At 73.7% G+C, this 15,161-nt stretch carries 14 protein-coding genes; 9 read left to right on the top strand and 5 right to left on the bottom strand.

What is annotated here, in order from left to right; translation table 11 throughout:
* Positions 1–74 precede the first annotated feature (74 nt).
* On the bottom strand, positions 75–1,733 hold the full coding sequence (locus OG440_RS35575; protein WP_406010871.1) for a sigma-70 family RNA polymerase sigma factor: 1,659 nt from the start codon (positions 1,731–1,733) through the stop codon (positions 75–77).
* A 314-nt stretch (positions 1,734–2,047) separates the two neighbouring features.
* Here OG440_RS35575 and OG440_RS35570 point away from each other — a divergent pair, with 314 nt between their 5' ends.
* Positions 2,048–2,452, top strand: a complete 405-nt coding sequence (locus tag OG440_RS35570) for a hypothetical protein (protein WP_406010870.1) — start codon at positions 2,048–2,050, stop codon at positions 2,450–2,452.
* Between the two features lie 138 nt (positions 2,453–2,590).
* Complete coding sequence (locus tag OG440_RS35565; RefSeq protein ID WP_406010869.1) at positions 2,591–3,781, top strand: MFS transporter; 1,191 nt, start codon at positions 2,591–2,593, stop codon at positions 3,779–3,781.
* Between the two features lie 332 nt (positions 3,782–4,113).
* On the opposite strand, the gene OG440_RS35560 is transcribed toward OG440_RS35565, so the two are convergent.
* Entirely contained in the window at positions 4,114–5,736 is a 1,623-nt protein-coding gene (locus OG440_RS35560; RefSeq protein WP_406011551.1) for an MFS transporter, read from the bottom strand.
* 106 nt (positions 5,737–5,842) lie between these two features.
* Between OG440_RS35560 and OG440_RS35555 the strand changes: the two genes are divergently transcribed.
* The 3 genes from OG440_RS35555 (at position 5,843) to OG440_RS35545 (ending at position 8,982) form a co-directional block, all read left to right on the top strand.
* On the top strand, positions 5,843–6,787 hold the full coding sequence (locus OG440_RS35555) for a hypothetical protein (RefSeq protein ID WP_406010868.1): 945 nt from the start codon (positions 5,843–5,845) through the stop codon (positions 6,785–6,787).
* Positions 6,788–6,909: 122 nt separating this feature from the next.
* A complete protein-coding gene (locus tag OG440_RS35550) occupies positions 6,910–8,388 on the top strand; it encodes a glutamate-cysteine ligase family protein (RefSeq protein WP_406010867.1) in 1,479 nt (492 codons plus the stop codon).
* Between the two features lie 96 nt (positions 8,389–8,484).
* Positions 8,485–8,982: a peptidylprolyl isomerase gene (locus tag OG440_RS35545; protein ID WP_406010866.1), complete on the top strand. Its 498-nt coding sequence runs from the start codon at positions 8,485–8,487 to the stop codon at positions 8,980–8,982.
* 92 nt (positions 8,983–9,074) lie between these two features.
* Here OG440_RS35545 and OG440_RS35540 read toward each other — a convergent pair whose 3' ends face one another.
* On the bottom strand, positions 9,075–9,806 hold the full coding sequence (locus tag OG440_RS35540) for a flavodoxin family protein (RefSeq protein ID WP_406010865.1): 732 nt from the start codon (positions 9,804–9,806) through the stop codon (positions 9,075–9,077).
* Positions 9,807–9,951: 145 nt separating this feature from the next.
* On the opposite strand from OG440_RS35540, the gene OG440_RS35535 reads away from it, so the two are divergent.
* Positions 9,952–10,953: an NAD-dependent epimerase/dehydratase family protein gene (locus OG440_RS35535; RefSeq protein ID WP_406010864.1), complete on the top strand. Its 1,002-nt coding sequence runs from the start codon at positions 9,952–9,954 to the stop codon at positions 10,951–10,953.
* A gap of 27 nt (positions 10,954–10,980) precedes the next feature.
* Here OG440_RS35535 and OG440_RS35530 read toward each other — a convergent pair whose 3' ends face one another.
* Together OG440_RS35530 and OG440_RS35525 are read right to left on the bottom strand one after the other, a co-directional pair.
* Positions 10,981–12,090, bottom strand: coding sequence for a sensor histidine kinase (locus OG440_RS35530; RefSeq protein ID WP_406010863.1), 1,110 nt, complete (start codon positions 12,088–12,090; stop codon positions 10,981–10,983).
* Positions 12,091–12,092: 2 nt separating this feature from the next.
* A complete protein-coding gene (locus OG440_RS35525; protein WP_406010862.1) occupies positions 12,093–12,824 on the bottom strand; it encodes a response regulator transcription factor in 732 nt (243 codons plus the stop codon).
* A 114-nt stretch (positions 12,825–12,938) separates the two neighbouring features.
* On the opposite strand from OG440_RS35525, the gene OG440_RS35520 reads away from it, so the two are divergent.
* From OG440_RS35520 to OG440_RS35510, 3 genes are read left to right on the top strand one after another with little or no spacing between them, the layout of a single operon-like run.
* Positions 12,939–13,637: a glycosyltransferase family 2 protein gene (locus OG440_RS35520; protein ID WP_406010861.1), complete on the top strand. Its 699-nt coding sequence runs from the start codon at positions 12,939–12,941 to the stop codon at positions 13,635–13,637.
* Complete coding sequence (locus OG440_RS35515) at positions 13,634–14,251, top strand: DUF2064 domain-containing protein (protein WP_406010860.1); 618 nt, start codon at positions 13,634–13,636, stop codon at positions 14,249–14,251. The genes OG440_RS35520 and OG440_RS35515 overlap by 4 nt, the downstream gene beginning before the upstream one ends.
* Entirely contained in the window at positions 14,248–15,093 is an 846-nt protein-coding gene (locus OG440_RS35510) for a class I SAM-dependent methyltransferase (protein ID WP_406010859.1), read from the top strand. Before OG440_RS35515 ends, OG440_RS35510 begins: the two co-directional genes overlap by 4 nt.
* The last annotated feature ends 68 nt before the right edge of the window (positions 15,094–15,161 follow it).

Below are 15,161 nucleotides of genomic sequence, written 5' to 3'. Positions count from 1 at the left end.
CGCGTCACCGGCGTCGGCCGCTCCCGGCGGGCCTGCGGCGCCGGGCAGGGCCGTCCCGCCACAGCGTGCGCGGGTCAGAGCTTGGCGCCGAAGGCCTGTGTCCACCACGGGCCGCCGTCGCCGTCGTGGATTCCCACGCCGATGTTCTTGAAGGAGCAGTTCAGGATGTTGGCCCGGTGCCCCTCGCTGTTCATCCAGGACTCCATCACGGACGAGGCGGTCTGCTGCCCCTTGGCTATGTTCTCGCCGTAGGTGGACCAGCGGTATCCGGCGGCCGTGATGCGCTGGCCGGGGTCGGCGCCGTCGGGGTTGGTGTGGTCGAAGAAGTCGCGGGCGGCCATGTCGTCGGAGTGGCCCTGTGCGGCGTTGCGCAGCAGGCCGTCCTCCGTGAGCGGGCCGCAGCCGGCCGTCGCCCGCTCCTTGTTGACCAGGGCGATCACCTGGGTGGAGAGATCGGACGAACCCGCCTGCACGGTCGGCGTGCGGGAAGCGGTCCGCTTCGGCTCGGGCGACTTCGCCGGCGCCGCCGCGACGACGGTCCGGGAGGCGCGGGGGGTCGGCGAGGCGCTCGCGGAGGGCGACTTCGACCCGGACGCCGTCGGCGACGGGGACGGCGACGGCGAGCCGCCGCGGGCACTGTCCGGCGTGGGACGGTCCGAGGCCACCGCGTCGTTCGCCGGCTGTACGGCGGTGCTCTCCCCCGTCCCGCCGTCGGGCTGGGTGCCGAAGTGGTAGAGGCCGCCGCCGGCCACGCACACGGCCACGACCGCGCCACCGACCGCCCGGCGGCGGGTGCGGCGCCTGCGCCGGGCGTCGGTACGGGAGATGCCCCGGTCGGATGTCCGGTCCTTCGTGGCACGGCGGTTCGCCGGCGGGACGGACCCGCTGCGCACCTCGCCGACGTCGAGCGGGGTCGCCGAGCCGACGACGGCGAGGGTGTCGGTGACGGCGTGCGTCCTCGCCAGCAGGGCGGACGACGCCGCGACCAGCGCCAGCCCGGCCAGCAGCCCCTCGGCGGGCATCAGCCCGCTCCACAGGCCCGAGCAGCGCGCGCAGCCGCGGGCGTGCCGGGCGACGCGCTTGCGCCACAGTGCCGAGGGCCTGCCGTCCCAGCCGACGAGCGCGCCGCTCAGTTCCGGACATTGCGGGCGTGAGTCCAGCGCCCGCACGACGACCCGGGCCGCCTCCAGCTGCGCCTTCATCCGCTGTACGCGCACCGCCGTGTGCTCCTGCGTCAGGTCCAGGGCGGCGGCGATCTCGGCCCGGGTCAGTTCGCCCGCGCACTCCAGCCACCACAGGGACAGCAGTCCCCGGTCGTCGGGCTCCAGCCAGCGCGTCGCACGCGCGGTCTCCTGCCGCTGCCCGGACAGCTGGAGCTGCGTGATGGTCAGGTCGACGAAGTCGGCTCCCGGATCGGCGAGGTCGTCGGCCTCCTCCATGGCGCCCTGGAGGGGCTGCTGCCGGTTCCAGTGCGCCCGGACCTGGTTCATCGCGATGGCGACGAGCCAGGAACGGAAGCTCGTGGGATCCCGCAGCGAGTCCAGCGAGTCCAGGGCGCGCAGCATGGTGTCCTGTACGACGTCGTCGACGTCCACCGAACCGTTCAACGCCCGGCCCACGATGTTGTAGACGAGCGGAAGGTACGCGCCGACGAGCGCGTCCTGGGCCGCCTGGTCGCCCGCTCGGGCGGCGGTCACCAGCGCCGCCGCCTCCACCGTGTGCCGTGTACTCATTACGACTTCCCTGTCCTCGACGCCGAACGGTGCTGTCCGTCATATGGGGGATCTCCGCGGTCCCGCCGGATAACAGTTCCCCGGAAATTCGTGCGAGGAGAGACTCACCGCTTCGGTGTCGCGAGTGCAAGGGGAGCCGTCACATCGGGCGCCGCGCGCCGGCCGCGGTGTCGCGTGACGAGGATGCGCGGCGGGTCGTGAACGCCCTCGTCGCAAGGGCGTCGGCCTCCTGGCCTCCGCGACTACGGTGGCCCGGCCGGTCCGCCGTGTCCCACGCCCCCGGCGACGACGTCCGCACGGCACGAGGAACCCCTATGACACGAATGCCCGTCACCGCCAGATACGCCCGCACCCTGCTCATCGGCCTGGGCGTGTCCGGCATCGCCTGCTCGGTGCGGTTGGCCGTGGCCGCGGCCGTCTTCGAGTCCGGCGCGCTGGGCGGGCTGGTGGTCGGGATGCTGTGGCTCGCGGCGGCCGGGTGCGCGGTGCTCGCCGTGGCGGCGCTGGTCATCTCGGCGAGGTTCGCCGACGGCGGCGGCGCGGTGCGCAGGGGCGCGGTCGCCGTCGGCTGGGTGATCCTCCTGGGCGGTCTGGCCGCGACCTTGGCGCATCACCCCGCCTGGAGCGCCGGCGCCGCCCTGGGCGCCGCGCTGGTGGCGCTCTCCAGCGGTACGGCGACCAGGGAGTGGTTCGGGCGAGCCCGGCTCTCGCCCGCCTGAATCGGCGTCACGTCCGCCGCGCGGCGGGCAACTGCCGGGCGGGCGCGGAACCGTGGGTCGGGCAGCGGGGAAGCGCGACTCGGGGTGTCGGGCACGTCGGCCCTCGGCGGGGTCCCGCGCGGGGTTACTGTCACCGGCATGGACCGTGATCACCGAGGATGGCTCCCCTGTCTGCTCGGCGGAGCCGTCTTCGCCGTGTGCATGGCCGGAACCACCCTGCCGACTCCTCTCTACGGCCTCTACCAGGAGAAGTTCGGCTTCTCCGAGCTGACGGTCACCGTCGTGTACGCGGTGTACGCCTTCGGAGTCATCGGTGTGCTGCTGCTGGCGGGCAACGCCTCGGACACCGTGGGCAGACGGCCGGTGCTGATGGCGGGTCTGGGATGCGCGGCGGCGAGTGCCGTGTGTTTCCTCGCCGCCACCGGGCTGGGCTGGCTGTTCGCGGGGCGGCTGTTCTCGGGCCTGTCCGCCGGGCTGTTCACCGGGGCCGCCACGGCATACGTGATGGACCTGGCGCCCCCCGGCGGCGGCTCACGGGCCACGTTCGTCGCGACGGCCGCCAACATGGGCGGGCTCGGCTGCGGTCCGCTGCTCGCCGGCGTGCTCGCGCAGTACGCCGACTGGCCGCTGTACCTGCCGTTCGTCGTGCATCTCACCCTGGTGGCCTGTTCGGCGGCGATCGTGGCCTGGCTCCCGGAGACGGTGCGGCAGCGCAGGGCGCTGCGCACCGTCCGGCCGCAGCGGCCCGGCCTGCCCGCCGAGGTACGCACCGTGTTCGGACCGGCGGCGATCGCCTCGTTCGTGGGATTCGCCCTGTTCGGGGTGTTCACCTCGGTCAGCCCGGCGTTCCTCGCCGACTCCCTCGACGTGCGCAACCACGCGGTGAGCGGTCTCATCGTCGCGCTGGCCTTCTTCGCCTCGACCGCCGGGCAGCTGCTCGTCGGCCGGGTCGGGGTCGGGCGGTCGCTGCCGCTGGGCTGCGGCGCGCTCCTGGCCGGGCTCGCGCTGCTCGCGGCCGCGTTGCGGTGGGAGCTGCTGCCGCTGGTGGTACTGAGCGCGATCGTCGGCGGGGTCGGGCAGGGGCTGGCGTTCCGCGGCGCGCTGTCCGCGGTGGCCGGAGCGTCTCCCGAGGACCGTCGCGCGGCGGTGATCTCGACGCTCTTCGTGGTGGCCTACACGGGCATCTCGGTGCCGGTGATCGGCGTCGGCGTACTGGTGGGACCCCTCGGTCTGGAGGGGGCCGGACTGGTGTTCATCGCGTGCATGGCCGTCCTGGTCTCGGCGGCGGGGGCCTATCTGCTCCGGCGGCCGGTGCGGGTGGAGGCCTGAACGCCTGAGCGGCACGGAGACACGCTTGGCCGCAGCCGTACGGGTGGGGTCGGTCCGGGGGCGAAGCGACACGGGGCCGACCGGCGTTGTGCAGAACCCATCCGTCATCACCGGAAAGGCCCCTTGATGCGACGTACCGCCTTCCTCGCCGTCTGCGCCCTGCTCAGCGCCGCGGCCATGGGATTCTTCACCACCAGCGCCGTTCGCAGCCGCTGAGACCCGGAAGCCGGGGGCGGCCTTCCGGCTCCCCCGGCTTCCCCGCTTCGCCCGCCGTCACCCGTCGCCCGTGCCCCTCGCCGCCCCCGCCCGTCGCCCGTCGTCCGGGTGACCGGTCAGCGAGACCGGTCAGGGGTGTGCGAGCGGTCGTCCGTCGGCCCGTCGGTCCGTTCCGTGCCGCTCGTGCCGCCGGGATGCCGGAGCGCGCACAGGTAGCCGACGGCCAGGGCGATCGCCATCCCGTAGAACACCCACTGGTTGGCCTCGGCGAAGTCCATCCGGATCGCGGACATCGAGTCCTGCACCGTCCGCGCGACCGGCCCGGCGCCGTCGAGCTGCCGTTCGTCGGCATTGCCGGTGATCGCCTCGGCCACGTTCCTCGCCGCGCCCTCCGCGGCCCCCGAAGGCACCCCGCGCGACTGGAGCGTGTCGGTGACGTTGTCGGTCATGCGGTGGGTCAGCAGGGTGCCGAAGAGTGCCAGGCCGACGCTCGCGGCGTAGTTGCGGATCGTCTGCGTGATGCCGGTGACCTCACCGTAGGAGGCGTCGATCGCCCGGTTCACCGCGTCGGTGGAGGCCGGCGCGAGGATGAAGCCGATGCCCGCCCCCGCGAGGGCCGCGTAGGGCCACTGGTCGTGCATGGACAGGTCGGTCAGTTTCCCGGCCCAGAGCGCGAAGCCCACCGCGCCGACCACACACCCCGTTTTCATGGCCGGCCGCGCACCTCGTTTGTCCAGGATCCGCCCGCCCCACTGCGAGGCGAGCGCGAAGCCCACGAAGAAGTACAGCAGGTACAGGGCCGCCTGGTTGGGCGAGGCGCTCAAGGACACCTGCGCGTAGACGGAGGCGAAGAAGAACAGCGGGACGAACGCGAACATGGCGAAGAAGAGCACGAGCGAGTCGGCCACGAAGGCCCGGTCCCGGAAGACCACGAGCTTGACCAACGGGTGGGCCGTGCGCAGTTCGTAGCGGCAGAACAGCCACAGCACGGCCAGGCCGCCCAGGACGCAGACCCAGGTGAGGACACTGTCCCAGCCCCAAGCGGCCGCCTGCTGGAAGCCGAGCACGCACGCGCCCATACCCACCGCGATCAGCACCGCGCCCCGCACGTCCAGGGGCTCGTCACGGCGGCGGTCGGACACGCGGGCGAGCGCGGTCAGGATCAACGCGACGACGGCCACGGGCACGTTGACCCAGAAGATCGCCCGCCAGGTCCAGTCCGTGAGCCAGCCGCCGAGAAGCGGCCCGACGGCGGTCAGGGCGCCGGTGACACCGAAGAACAGGGCCAGGGCTCGGCCCCGTCGCTCCACCGGGAAGACCGCCACCACGACCGCGAGCGCGGCGGGGAAGAGCAGGGCCGCGCCGAGTCCCTGGGTCGACCGGAAGACGATGAGCCACGTCAGCGCGAAGTCGCCGCCGGGTACGCAGCCGCACAGGACCGACGAGATGACGAACACCAGAGTGCCCGCCACGACGACGCGTCGGGGACCGAGCACATCCGCCAGTCGTCCGCCGAGGGCGAAGAACGCGGCCAACGCGAGGAGATAGGCGTTGACGACCCATTGCATCCCGGAGGCGGACAGACCCAGTTCGCGGACGATGTCCGGCGCGGCGATCGACACGATGGTCTGGTCGATGAACGTCATCGCCACCGCGAACATCATGGCCGCGAGCGCCACCGACTGGGAGGGCCCGCGCGGGCCTTCCTGCGCGTTTCCGGCCCGCTGCTTGGTGTACATGCCAGTCACGCCCTCAGTCTGTACCCGCCCGGCGGGCGACGCATCCGCGTGCCGTCCCGGCTCCCGGACCGCCGGGATGCGCCGGAGCCCCGACGGGTGGACTCTGATGATCATGGTGCCAAGGGGTGCAGGACCCGCTCGACCCGCCGCGGGGCACGAGCTGGAACGGATGCTCGACGAGCTCTACGCCACCGCGCCGTCCGACTTCGTCTCCCGACGCGAGCGGCTGGCCGCCGAAGCCAGGCGCGACGGGCGCGGGGACGATGCCCGTCGGATCCATGCCGCCCGGCGCCCCACCCTCGCCGCCTGGGCGGCGAACCTGCTGCTGCGCTCACAGCCGGCGGAGAGCGAGCGGTTCCTGGAGCTGGGGCGGGCGCTGCGCGAGGCGTACCGGACCCTGGACGCCGACGGGATCAGGGAACTGTCCGAGCAGCGCCGCGGTGTCGTCGCCGCGCTCTCCCGGCAGGCCGCCGAGCTGGCGCGTGAGGCCGGGCACGTCCTGTCGGGCGCGGCCCGGCAGGACGTCGAATCCACCCTGCGCGCCGTGCTGGCCGACGAGGACGCGGCGCGGCGGTGGGCCACGGGTCGCCTGGAGAGCGTCCTCACGCCGCCGGCCGACTTCCCCTCGCGTGGCACGGCGGCCGCCGCCCCCTCGCGCGGCGCGTCCCGGCGGGCGCCCGCGCCGCCGGACACGTCATCCCGGGCGAAGGACGAACTCGCCGAGCGGCGCCGGGAGCGGCGGGGGCAGCTCGGCCGGGCCCGCCGGTCGGCCGAGGCCGCCGATCGCCGGGTCCGTGAGCTGGGCGCGGGACGGGCCGACGCCGACACGGCCCTCCGGCGGGCCCGCGAGCGGCAGGACCGGGCCCGTGAGCACGTGTCCGCGGCGGAGGAACGGCTGCGCGAGGCCCGCCAGGAGCTCCGGGGCGCCGAGCAGGAGCGGCAGGAGGCCGAGGAGCGGCTGCGGACCGTCGCCGAGGCGGTGGACGAGGCCGAGCGGGCGGCCCGGGACGCGGCGCGGGAGGTGGCCCGGCTGGCCGAACCGATCCGGTAGGCGCGCGCCGGCCGATCATCCCCGCGGCATGCCGTGGACCTCGCGTGCCGCATGGTGAGGGGCGTCCGGTGATGCGACGCTGGAGGCAGGGGCGTGCGACCCAGGACAAGCCGGGAGGGCCGATGGGACGTGATGTCCCGGCGCTGGTCTTCACGCGCGAGGACCGTCGCCGGTACCGGATCAAGATGCAGGAGTGCCTCGATGTGTTCGCGCAGATGCTGCGCGAGTCACGGTTCGAGTCCGAGCGGCCCCGGGTGGGTCTCGAGATCGAGCTGAACCTGGTCGACGACCAGGCCGAACCGACGATGCGCAACAGCGATGTGCTCGACGCGATCGCGGATCCCGCCTGGTCCACCGAGCTCGGCCGCTTCAACCTCGAGATCAACGTGCCGCCGCGCCGTCTGACCCAGGGCGGCCCCGACGCCTGGGAAGCCGAGATCCGTGCCGCGCTCAATCACGCCGAACTGGGTGCCCGGTCGGTCGGCGCGCATCTGATCATGATTGGCATCCTCCCCACGCTGCGCCAGGAGGACGTCGGCGAGTCGTCGCTGTCCGAGAACGCCCGTTACCGCCTGCTCAACGACCAGGTGTTCGCCGCGCGGGGCGAGGATCTGCACATCGAGCTGGACGGTGTCGACCGGCTGCGGACCTACGCGGACACGATCACGCCGGAGGCCGCGTGCACCAGTACGCAGTTCCATCTCCAGGTCTCCCCCGACGAGTTCGCCGCCTACTGGAACGCGGCGCAGGCGATCGCCGGCGTCCAGGTGGCACTGGCGGCGAACTCGCCGTTCCTGTTCGGCAAGGAGCTGTGGCACGAGACCCGGATCCCGCTGTTCGAGCAGGCCACGGACACCCGCCCGCAGGAGATCAAGGTGCAGGGGGTGCGGCCCCGGGTGTGGTTCGGGGAGCGGTGGATCACCAGCGTCTTCGACCTGTTCGAGGAGAACCTGCGCTACTTCCCCGCGCTGCTGCCCCTGTGCGACGCGCAGGATCCGCGCGACACGCTGACCGGAGGGGACGTTCCGGAGCTGGGCGAGCTGACCCTGCACAACGGCACCATCTACCGCTGGAACCGTCCGGTCTACGCCGTCGCCAACGACCAGCCGCACGTCAGGGTGGAGAACCGCTGTCTGCCGGCCGGTCCGACCGTCGCAGACACCCTCGCCAACGGCGCGTTCTACTACGGCCTCACCCGGGCCCTGGTGGAGGACGAGCGGCCGGTGTGGTCACGGATGTCCTTCCGGGCCGCCGAGGACAATCTGCACACGGCGGCACGGGACGGCATCGACGCCCGGTTGTACTGGCCCGGCATGGGCGAGGCGCCGGTGGCCGAGCTCGTACTGCGGCGCCTGCTGCCGCTGGCGCACCGGGGGCTGGAACTCTCCGGGATGGACGCCGCCTGGCGGGAGCCGTTGCTCGGGATCATCGAACAGCGGTGCGTCACCGGCCGTAACGGCGCGGTCTGGCAGAAGGAGATGTTCCAGCGCGTCATCGCCTCCTCCCACTCCGGGCGCCACGAGGCGCTGCGGCGGATGACGCAGCTCTACATCGACTACATGCACCTCAACGCACCCGCCCACACCTGGCCTGTCGACTGAACGGCCACCTCCTCGGACCGCGTCGGCGGGAGGCCGTGAGGGCCGACACGACCCCCTCGATTCGGCATGGCTCGCGAGACCGTGCAGGATAGAACCATGACCTTCAAGATCTACTTCGACATCACCATCAACGACGAGCCCGCCGGGCGGATCACCTTCAACCTGTTCGACGACGTCGTCCCGAAGACGGCCGAGAACTTCCGCGCGCTGGCCACGGGCGAGAAGGGCTTCGGTTTCGCCGGCTCTTCCTTCCACCGGGTCATCCCGGAGTTCATGCTCCAGGGTGGCGACTTCACCCGCGGCAACGGAACGGGCGGCAAGAGCATCTACGGCGAGAAGTTCGCCGACGAGAACTTCCAGCTCAAGCACGACCGGCCCGGCCTGCTCTCCATGGCCAACGCCGGCCCGAACAGCAACGGCTCGCAGTTCTTCATCACCACGGTCGTCACCAGCTGGCTCGACGGCAAGCACGTGGTGTTCGGCGAGGTCGCCGACGAGGCGAGCATGGCCCTCGTCAAGAAGATCGAGTCCTACGGCTCGCGCAGCGGTTCGACCTCGGCGAAGATCACCATCGCGGAGTCCGGCCAGCTCTGAGCCCCGCACCGAGCGCCCGCCGGCCGGAGGTACTCCCCCGGCCGGCGGCGCGAGCGGCGACGTTCCGCCGGTCCGCCACCGCGCGCCGGTCGTCAGCGGTGCTCGGGGTTGGGCGCGTCGGAGCGGCAGCCTGCGTCCCACTCCGAGCGCCGGTTGCCGTGGGCGGGTACCCCGCCGTTGCGCTTGAGCAGGGCGGCGAGGTGCATCAGGTTCCACGTCATGAAGGCCGTGTTGCGGTTGGTGAAGTCGTTCTCCGGACCGCCCGAACCGGGGTCCAGGTACGAAGGCCCGGGACCCGCCGCACCAATCCAGCCGGCGTCGGCCTGGGGCGGGATCGTGTAGCCGAGGTGCTGGAGGCTGTAGAGGATGTTCATCGCGCAGTGCTTCACGCCGTCCTCGTTGCCGGTGATCAGACAGCCGCCGACCCGGCCGTAGAAGGCGTACTGGCCCTGCTCGTTCAGCAGGCTCGAGCAGCCGTAGAGACGCTCGACGACCCGCTTCGTCACGGAGCTGTTGTCACCGAGCCAGATCGGTCCGGCCAGCACCAGGATGTCGGCCGCCATCACCCGCTCGAACAGGGCCGGCCAGGCGTCGGTGGCGAAGCCGTGTTCCGTCATGTCCGGGTAGACGCCGGTGGCGATGTCGTGGTCGACGGCCCGGATCTCGTCGGTGCTCACCCCGTGCGCCTCCATGAGGGCCCGGCTCTTGTCGACCAGACCCTGGGTGTGGCTGAGCTGCGGGGACGGTTTGAGGGTGCAGTTGACGAACAGGGCGCTGAGGCCGGCGAAGCGGTGGGTGTCGTCGGAGGAGGGCGGAACGGGCATGACGGTCTCCCTTGCTGAAGGCGTGGAAAGCCTCTCGCGGCGAGTCCGTCGTGTCCCGGTCCGACGCGCGTTCCGCGTCTTACGGAGTGATGACGTGCCGGGCGGGTCGCGGGTCCCGGCTCCGCCGCGGCCCTAGCGTGGTGGCATGCGTGTACTGGTCACCGGCGGTGCCGGATTCATCGGGTCCCATGTCGTCGACGCCCTGCGTGCGCGCGGGCACGAGCCGCTCGTGTACGACGTCCGGCAGGACCCGGCGGCCGACGTACGCGACCCCGAGGCCGTGGCCCGTGCCCTCGCCGGGGTCGACGCCGTCTGTCACCAGGCGGCGATGGTCGGGCTCGGCGACGGGGTCGCCGACGCGGCGGAATACGTCTCGCGCAACGACCTGGGCACGGCCGTCCTGTTGGCCGCCATGGCCGGGGCCGGCGTCGGGCGCCTCGTGCTCGCCGGGTCGATGGTCGTGTACGGAGAAGGGCGGTACGAGTGCGGGGAACACGGCGTGGTGCGGCCGCTGCCACGGGCCGTCGCCGATCTGGACGCGGGCCGGTTCGAGCCGTCGTGCCCGGCGTGCGGCCGGGCGCTCGCCCCCGGGCTCGTCGCCGAGGACGCGCCCGCCGACCCCCGCAACGTGTACGCCACCACCAAGCTCGCCCAGGAACACCTGGCCGCCGCATGGGCCAGGTCGACGGGCGGGACGGCGGTGTCGCTGCGCTACCACAACGTGTACGGGCCCCGGATGCCCCGCGACACCCCGTACGCCGGGGTCGCCTCCTTCTTCCGCTCCGCGCTGGCCCGGGGCGAGGCTCCGCGCGTCTTCGAGGACGGGCGCCAGCGGCGGGACTTCGTGCACGTACGGGACGTGGCCGACGCCAACCTGGCCGCGCTGGACGCCGACCCGCCGCAGGGCGTCCTGACGGCGTACAACACCGGCAGCGGGGAGCCGCACACGGTGGGCGAGATGGCGCGGACCCTGGCCGCCGCCTACGGCGGGCCCCAGCCGGTCGTCACCGGCGAGTACCGGCTGGGCGACGTCCGCCACATCACGGCGGACTCCGCCCGGCTGCGGGCCGAGCTGGGCTGGAAGCCCCGGGTCGGTTTCCAGGAGGGGATGCGGGAGTTCGCGCGGGCCGGACTGCGCGGGGACTGAGCGGCCGGGGCGGGAGCCGGCCGTCCCTCAGGGGGCCGTCGGCAGGGTGACCTCGAAACGGCAGCCGCCCGGGATGTTGCGTACCGTGGCCCACCCCTGGTGGGCCTCCACGATCCCGCGCACGATGGCCAGGCCCAGCCCCGCGCCGGCCGGTGGCGTCCGGGCGTGGGTGCCGCGCCACCCGGTGTCGAAGACCCGCGCCAGATCCTCCTCGGGGATGCCGCCGCAGCCGTCGGTGACGGAGACGACGACCCCGGCGGGCGAGCGTTCGGCGGCGACGGCGACCGTGCCGTCGGCGGGCGTCCGGCGGATGGCGTTGACGAGCAGGTTGCCCAGCACCCGGCTCATCTCCTTGCCGTCCACCTCGACCGGGAGCGGCTCGACGCGGCCGCCGACGAGCCGTACGCCGTGTTCGCGGGCGAGCGGGTCGGCGCCCGCGAGGGCGTCGCCCACCAGGTCGTACACGGAGATGCGGGTTGTGGAGAGCGCGAGCGCCCCGGCGTGTATGCGGGAGAGCTCGAACAGGTCGCCCACCATGGCGTTGAGCCGCTCCACCTCGGTGCGGATCTGGCGCAGATAGCGGACGGGGTCGGTCGCGACACCGTCCTCCAGCGCCTCCGACATCGCGCGCAGTCCGGCCAGCGGAGTGCGCAGGTCGTGCGATATCCAGGCGACGAGTTCGCGCCGGGACGCCTCCAGCGCGCGTTCACGGTCCCGGGACTCGGCGAGCTTCCCGCTGGTCGCCGCCAGTTCACGGCTCAGCGCGTCCAGTTCGGCGGTGGTCGGGCCGTCGGGGGCGGTGAAGGCACCGCCGTCGCCGAACGAACGGGCGGCACGGGTGAGTTCACGGCTGCGGGCGACCACCCAGCGGCCGAGGAGCAGCGCGGTGGCCAGGGAGACCACCGCGGCCATCGCCACGACCGTCGTCACGACGCTCAGGTCGTGCCCGGACAGGAACATCGCCTGCGCCACGGCCAGCGTGCCCGCCAGCATCGCGGTCACGGCGACGGCGGCCACCACGGTGAGCGACGCGGTGAGCGAACGGCGGCGCAGCAGCCACAGGGTGCCCGCGCCGAGCAGCCCGGCGAGCACGGCGCCGAGGAAGGCGTACAGGGCGATGAGCAGGGTGTCGCTCACGGTCACTCCCCCTCTCGGTCGGGTCCGGGTTCGAAGCGGTAGCCCACGCCCCACACGGTCCGGATCAGCCGCGGCCGGGCCGGGTCATCCTCCACCTTGCCGCGCAGCCGGCGCACGTGGACGGTCACGGTGGACAGGTCGCCGAACTCCCAGCCCCACACCTCGTGCATCAGGTCCTCCCGGCCGAACGCCCGCCCCGGGTGCCGCAGGAAGAACGCGAGCAGGTCGAACTCACGCAGCGTGAGAGCGAGTTCGGTGCCGTCCTTGGTGGCTCGGCGGGCGCCGGGGTCGAGCGACAGGCCGGCCGCGCTCAGCGTCCGCGCACCGGTGGCGGGCCGGCTGCGGCGCAGCACCGACTCGATCCGCAGCACGAGTTCTCGGGGGCTGAAGGGCTTGGTGACGTAGTCGTCGGCGCCGACCTCCAGGCCGAGGATGCGGTCGTCCTCGTCGCCGCGCGCGGTCAGCATGATGACCGGCACGGGTCCGTGCCCGCGCATCCGGCGGCACACCTCGAGGCCGTCCATGCCGGGCAGCATCAGGTCCAGCACCACCAGGTCGGGCCAGTGCGCGGCGGCCCGGGTCAGCGCGGTCGGGCCGTCGTCGGCCCGGTCGACGACGTAACCGGCCCGGTCCAGATATCCGGCGACGACCTCCGAGACCGTGGGGTCGTCGTCGACGACCAGGACCCGGGCGGATCCCGGTGGAGGGGGCGGGGGCTCGTACGGCTGCTGCATGCGCCCAGCCTCGCACCGCGCCCCGCTCCGTGCCGCGTCCGGGGCGTCCCGACGGCCGGACGTCCGCGTTTCGTAAGGAGCCGAAGCCCGGTTTGCCCTATTCGCGTTCGTAGGGTGAGGACCGTGACCACGGACGTAGAAGTAGATGTCGTACTCCCCTGCCTCGACGAGGCCGAGGCGCTCCCCTGGGTCCTCGCCCGCATCCCGAGCGGCTGGCGGGCCCTCGTCGTCGACAACGGCTCCACCGACGGCTCGGCGGAGATCGCCCGCGCGCTCGGCGCGAGAGTCGTCCACGAGCCCCGCCGGGGCTTCGGCGCCGCCTGCCACGCCGGACTGACCGCGGCCACCGCCGACGTCGTCTGCTTCTGCGACTGCGACGCCTCCCTGGACCCGGCGCTGCTCGTGCCGTTCGTCCAGGAGGTCCGCGCCGGCACGGCGGACCTGGTGCTGGGCCGCCGACGGCCGCAGGGCCGGGGCGCCTGGCCCGCGCACGCCCGGGCGGGCAACCTCGCGCTCGCCCGGCTGCTGCGCCGCCGCACCGGGCTGCGCCTGCACGACCTCGGCCCGCTGCGGGCCGCCCGCCGCGAGTCGCTGCTCGCCCTCGGTCTCACCGACCGGCGCAGCGGCTACCCCCTGGAGATGGTGGTGCGCGCGGCCGACGCGGGCTGGCGGATCGCCGAGCACGACGTGCCCTATCTGCCCCGCACGGGGGTGTCGAAGGTGACGGGCACCTGGCGCGGCACCTGGCAGGCGGTCCGGGACATGAGCGGCGTCCTCAACGCCGTTCCGGCGCGCGAAGGGGTCGCTCGGTGACCACACTGCTCGTCATCGCCAAGGAGCCCCTGCCGGGGCGGGTGAAGACCCGGCTCACCCCGCCGTTCACCCCACGGGAGGCGGCCGCGCTGGCCGAGGCGGCGCTGTCCGACACGCTGCGGGCCGTGGCGGCCACGCCCGCCGGCCGCCGCGTCCTCGTGCTGGACGGGGCTCCCGGCCCCTGGCTGCCGCCCGGCTTCGACGTCGTGGCGCAGTGCGCGGGCGGACTCGACGAACGGCTCGCGGACGCCTTCGCCCGGTGCGACGGCCCGACCCTCCTCATCGGGATGGACACCCCGCAGGTGACGCCGGAGCTGCTGACCGTCGACTTCGACGGCTGCGACGCGTACTTCGGCCCGGCGCGGGACGGCGGCTTCTGGGCCCTGGGGCTCGCGGAGCCCGATCCCGCTCTGCTGCGGGGCGTGCCCATGTCGACGCCTTCGACGGGCGCCGTGCAGCGGGCGCGACTCGTCGGCGCGGGGCTGCGGGTACGCGACCTGCCGTGTCTGCGGGACGTCGACACCGCCCCGGACGCGGCGGCCGTCGCCGCGCTGGTCCCGCGCAGCCGGTTCGCCGCCCGCCTCGCCGGGTGCACTGCGGCGGTGAGCGGATGAGCACCGCGTACGACCTCACCGGAGCGGGGCCCGTCGACGGCGGCGCGACGGGCGTCGCGGAGGTCTCGGAGATCGCCGTCGTCGCCGCGGTCGCGGGGACCGCCACCGACTGGGCCGCGGCCGACCCGTACAGCGCCGCCCTGCGCACCGGCCGGGGCCCGCTGTTCCTGCGCCGCTCCGACGGCTGGCTGCTGCCCCTGGAGGTGGAACGGTGGTGCGCCCGCGCCGACCGGGCCGATCTGGCGATCCTGGACCGGTGCGAGGGAGCCGTGCTGGACGTGGGCTGCGGCCCCGGCCGCCTGGTGGCCGAACTCGCCGCCCGGGGACGGCCCGTGCTGGGCATCGACGTCAGCGAGGCCGCCGTCGCCCACACCCTGGAACTGGGCGGGCAGGCGCTGCGGCGGTCGGTCTTCGACCCGTTGCCGGGCGAGGGGCGCTGGGCGACCGTCCTGCTCATCGACGGCAATGTCGGCATCGGCGGCGACCCGCCCGCCCTGCTGCGCCGCGCGGCGGCCCTGCTCGTCCCGGGCGGCCTGCTGATCGCCGAGACCGTGCCGGTGGACGTGGACGAGCGGGCCGAGGTCGAGGTCGTCGACCTGCCCGGGGCCCGCGCCACCGGCCGGGCGTTCCCCTGGGCGCGGCTCGGCACGCCAGCCCTGCTGCGGTACGCGGCCGGCGCGGGCTGGCGGGCGGCCGGTCAGTGGACGGCGGGCGGCCGCTGCTTCGTCGCGTTGCGCAGTCGCAGCGCGAGCAGCAGCGCCGAGCCGCCGAAGAGCACCGCGGTGATCAGCAGCCAGTGGGCGAGGAACCCGTCCGCCGAGCGGCCGGTGGCCGACCGGTAACGAACGTCCACCATCCCGCTGATCAGCGGGAACCACACGAGCAGCAGCAGCCCGGAGAGAGCGGCCGG

Origin of the sequence: Streptomyces sp. NBC_00637 (assembly GCF_045161545.1) — a bacterium.
Taxonomy (GTDB): Bacteria; Actinomycetota; Actinomycetes; order Streptomycetales; family Streptomycetaceae; genus Streptomyces.
The sequence above is the reverse complement of the archived record's forward strand: the minus strand, read 5'-3'. Positions and strand labels throughout refer to the sequence as shown.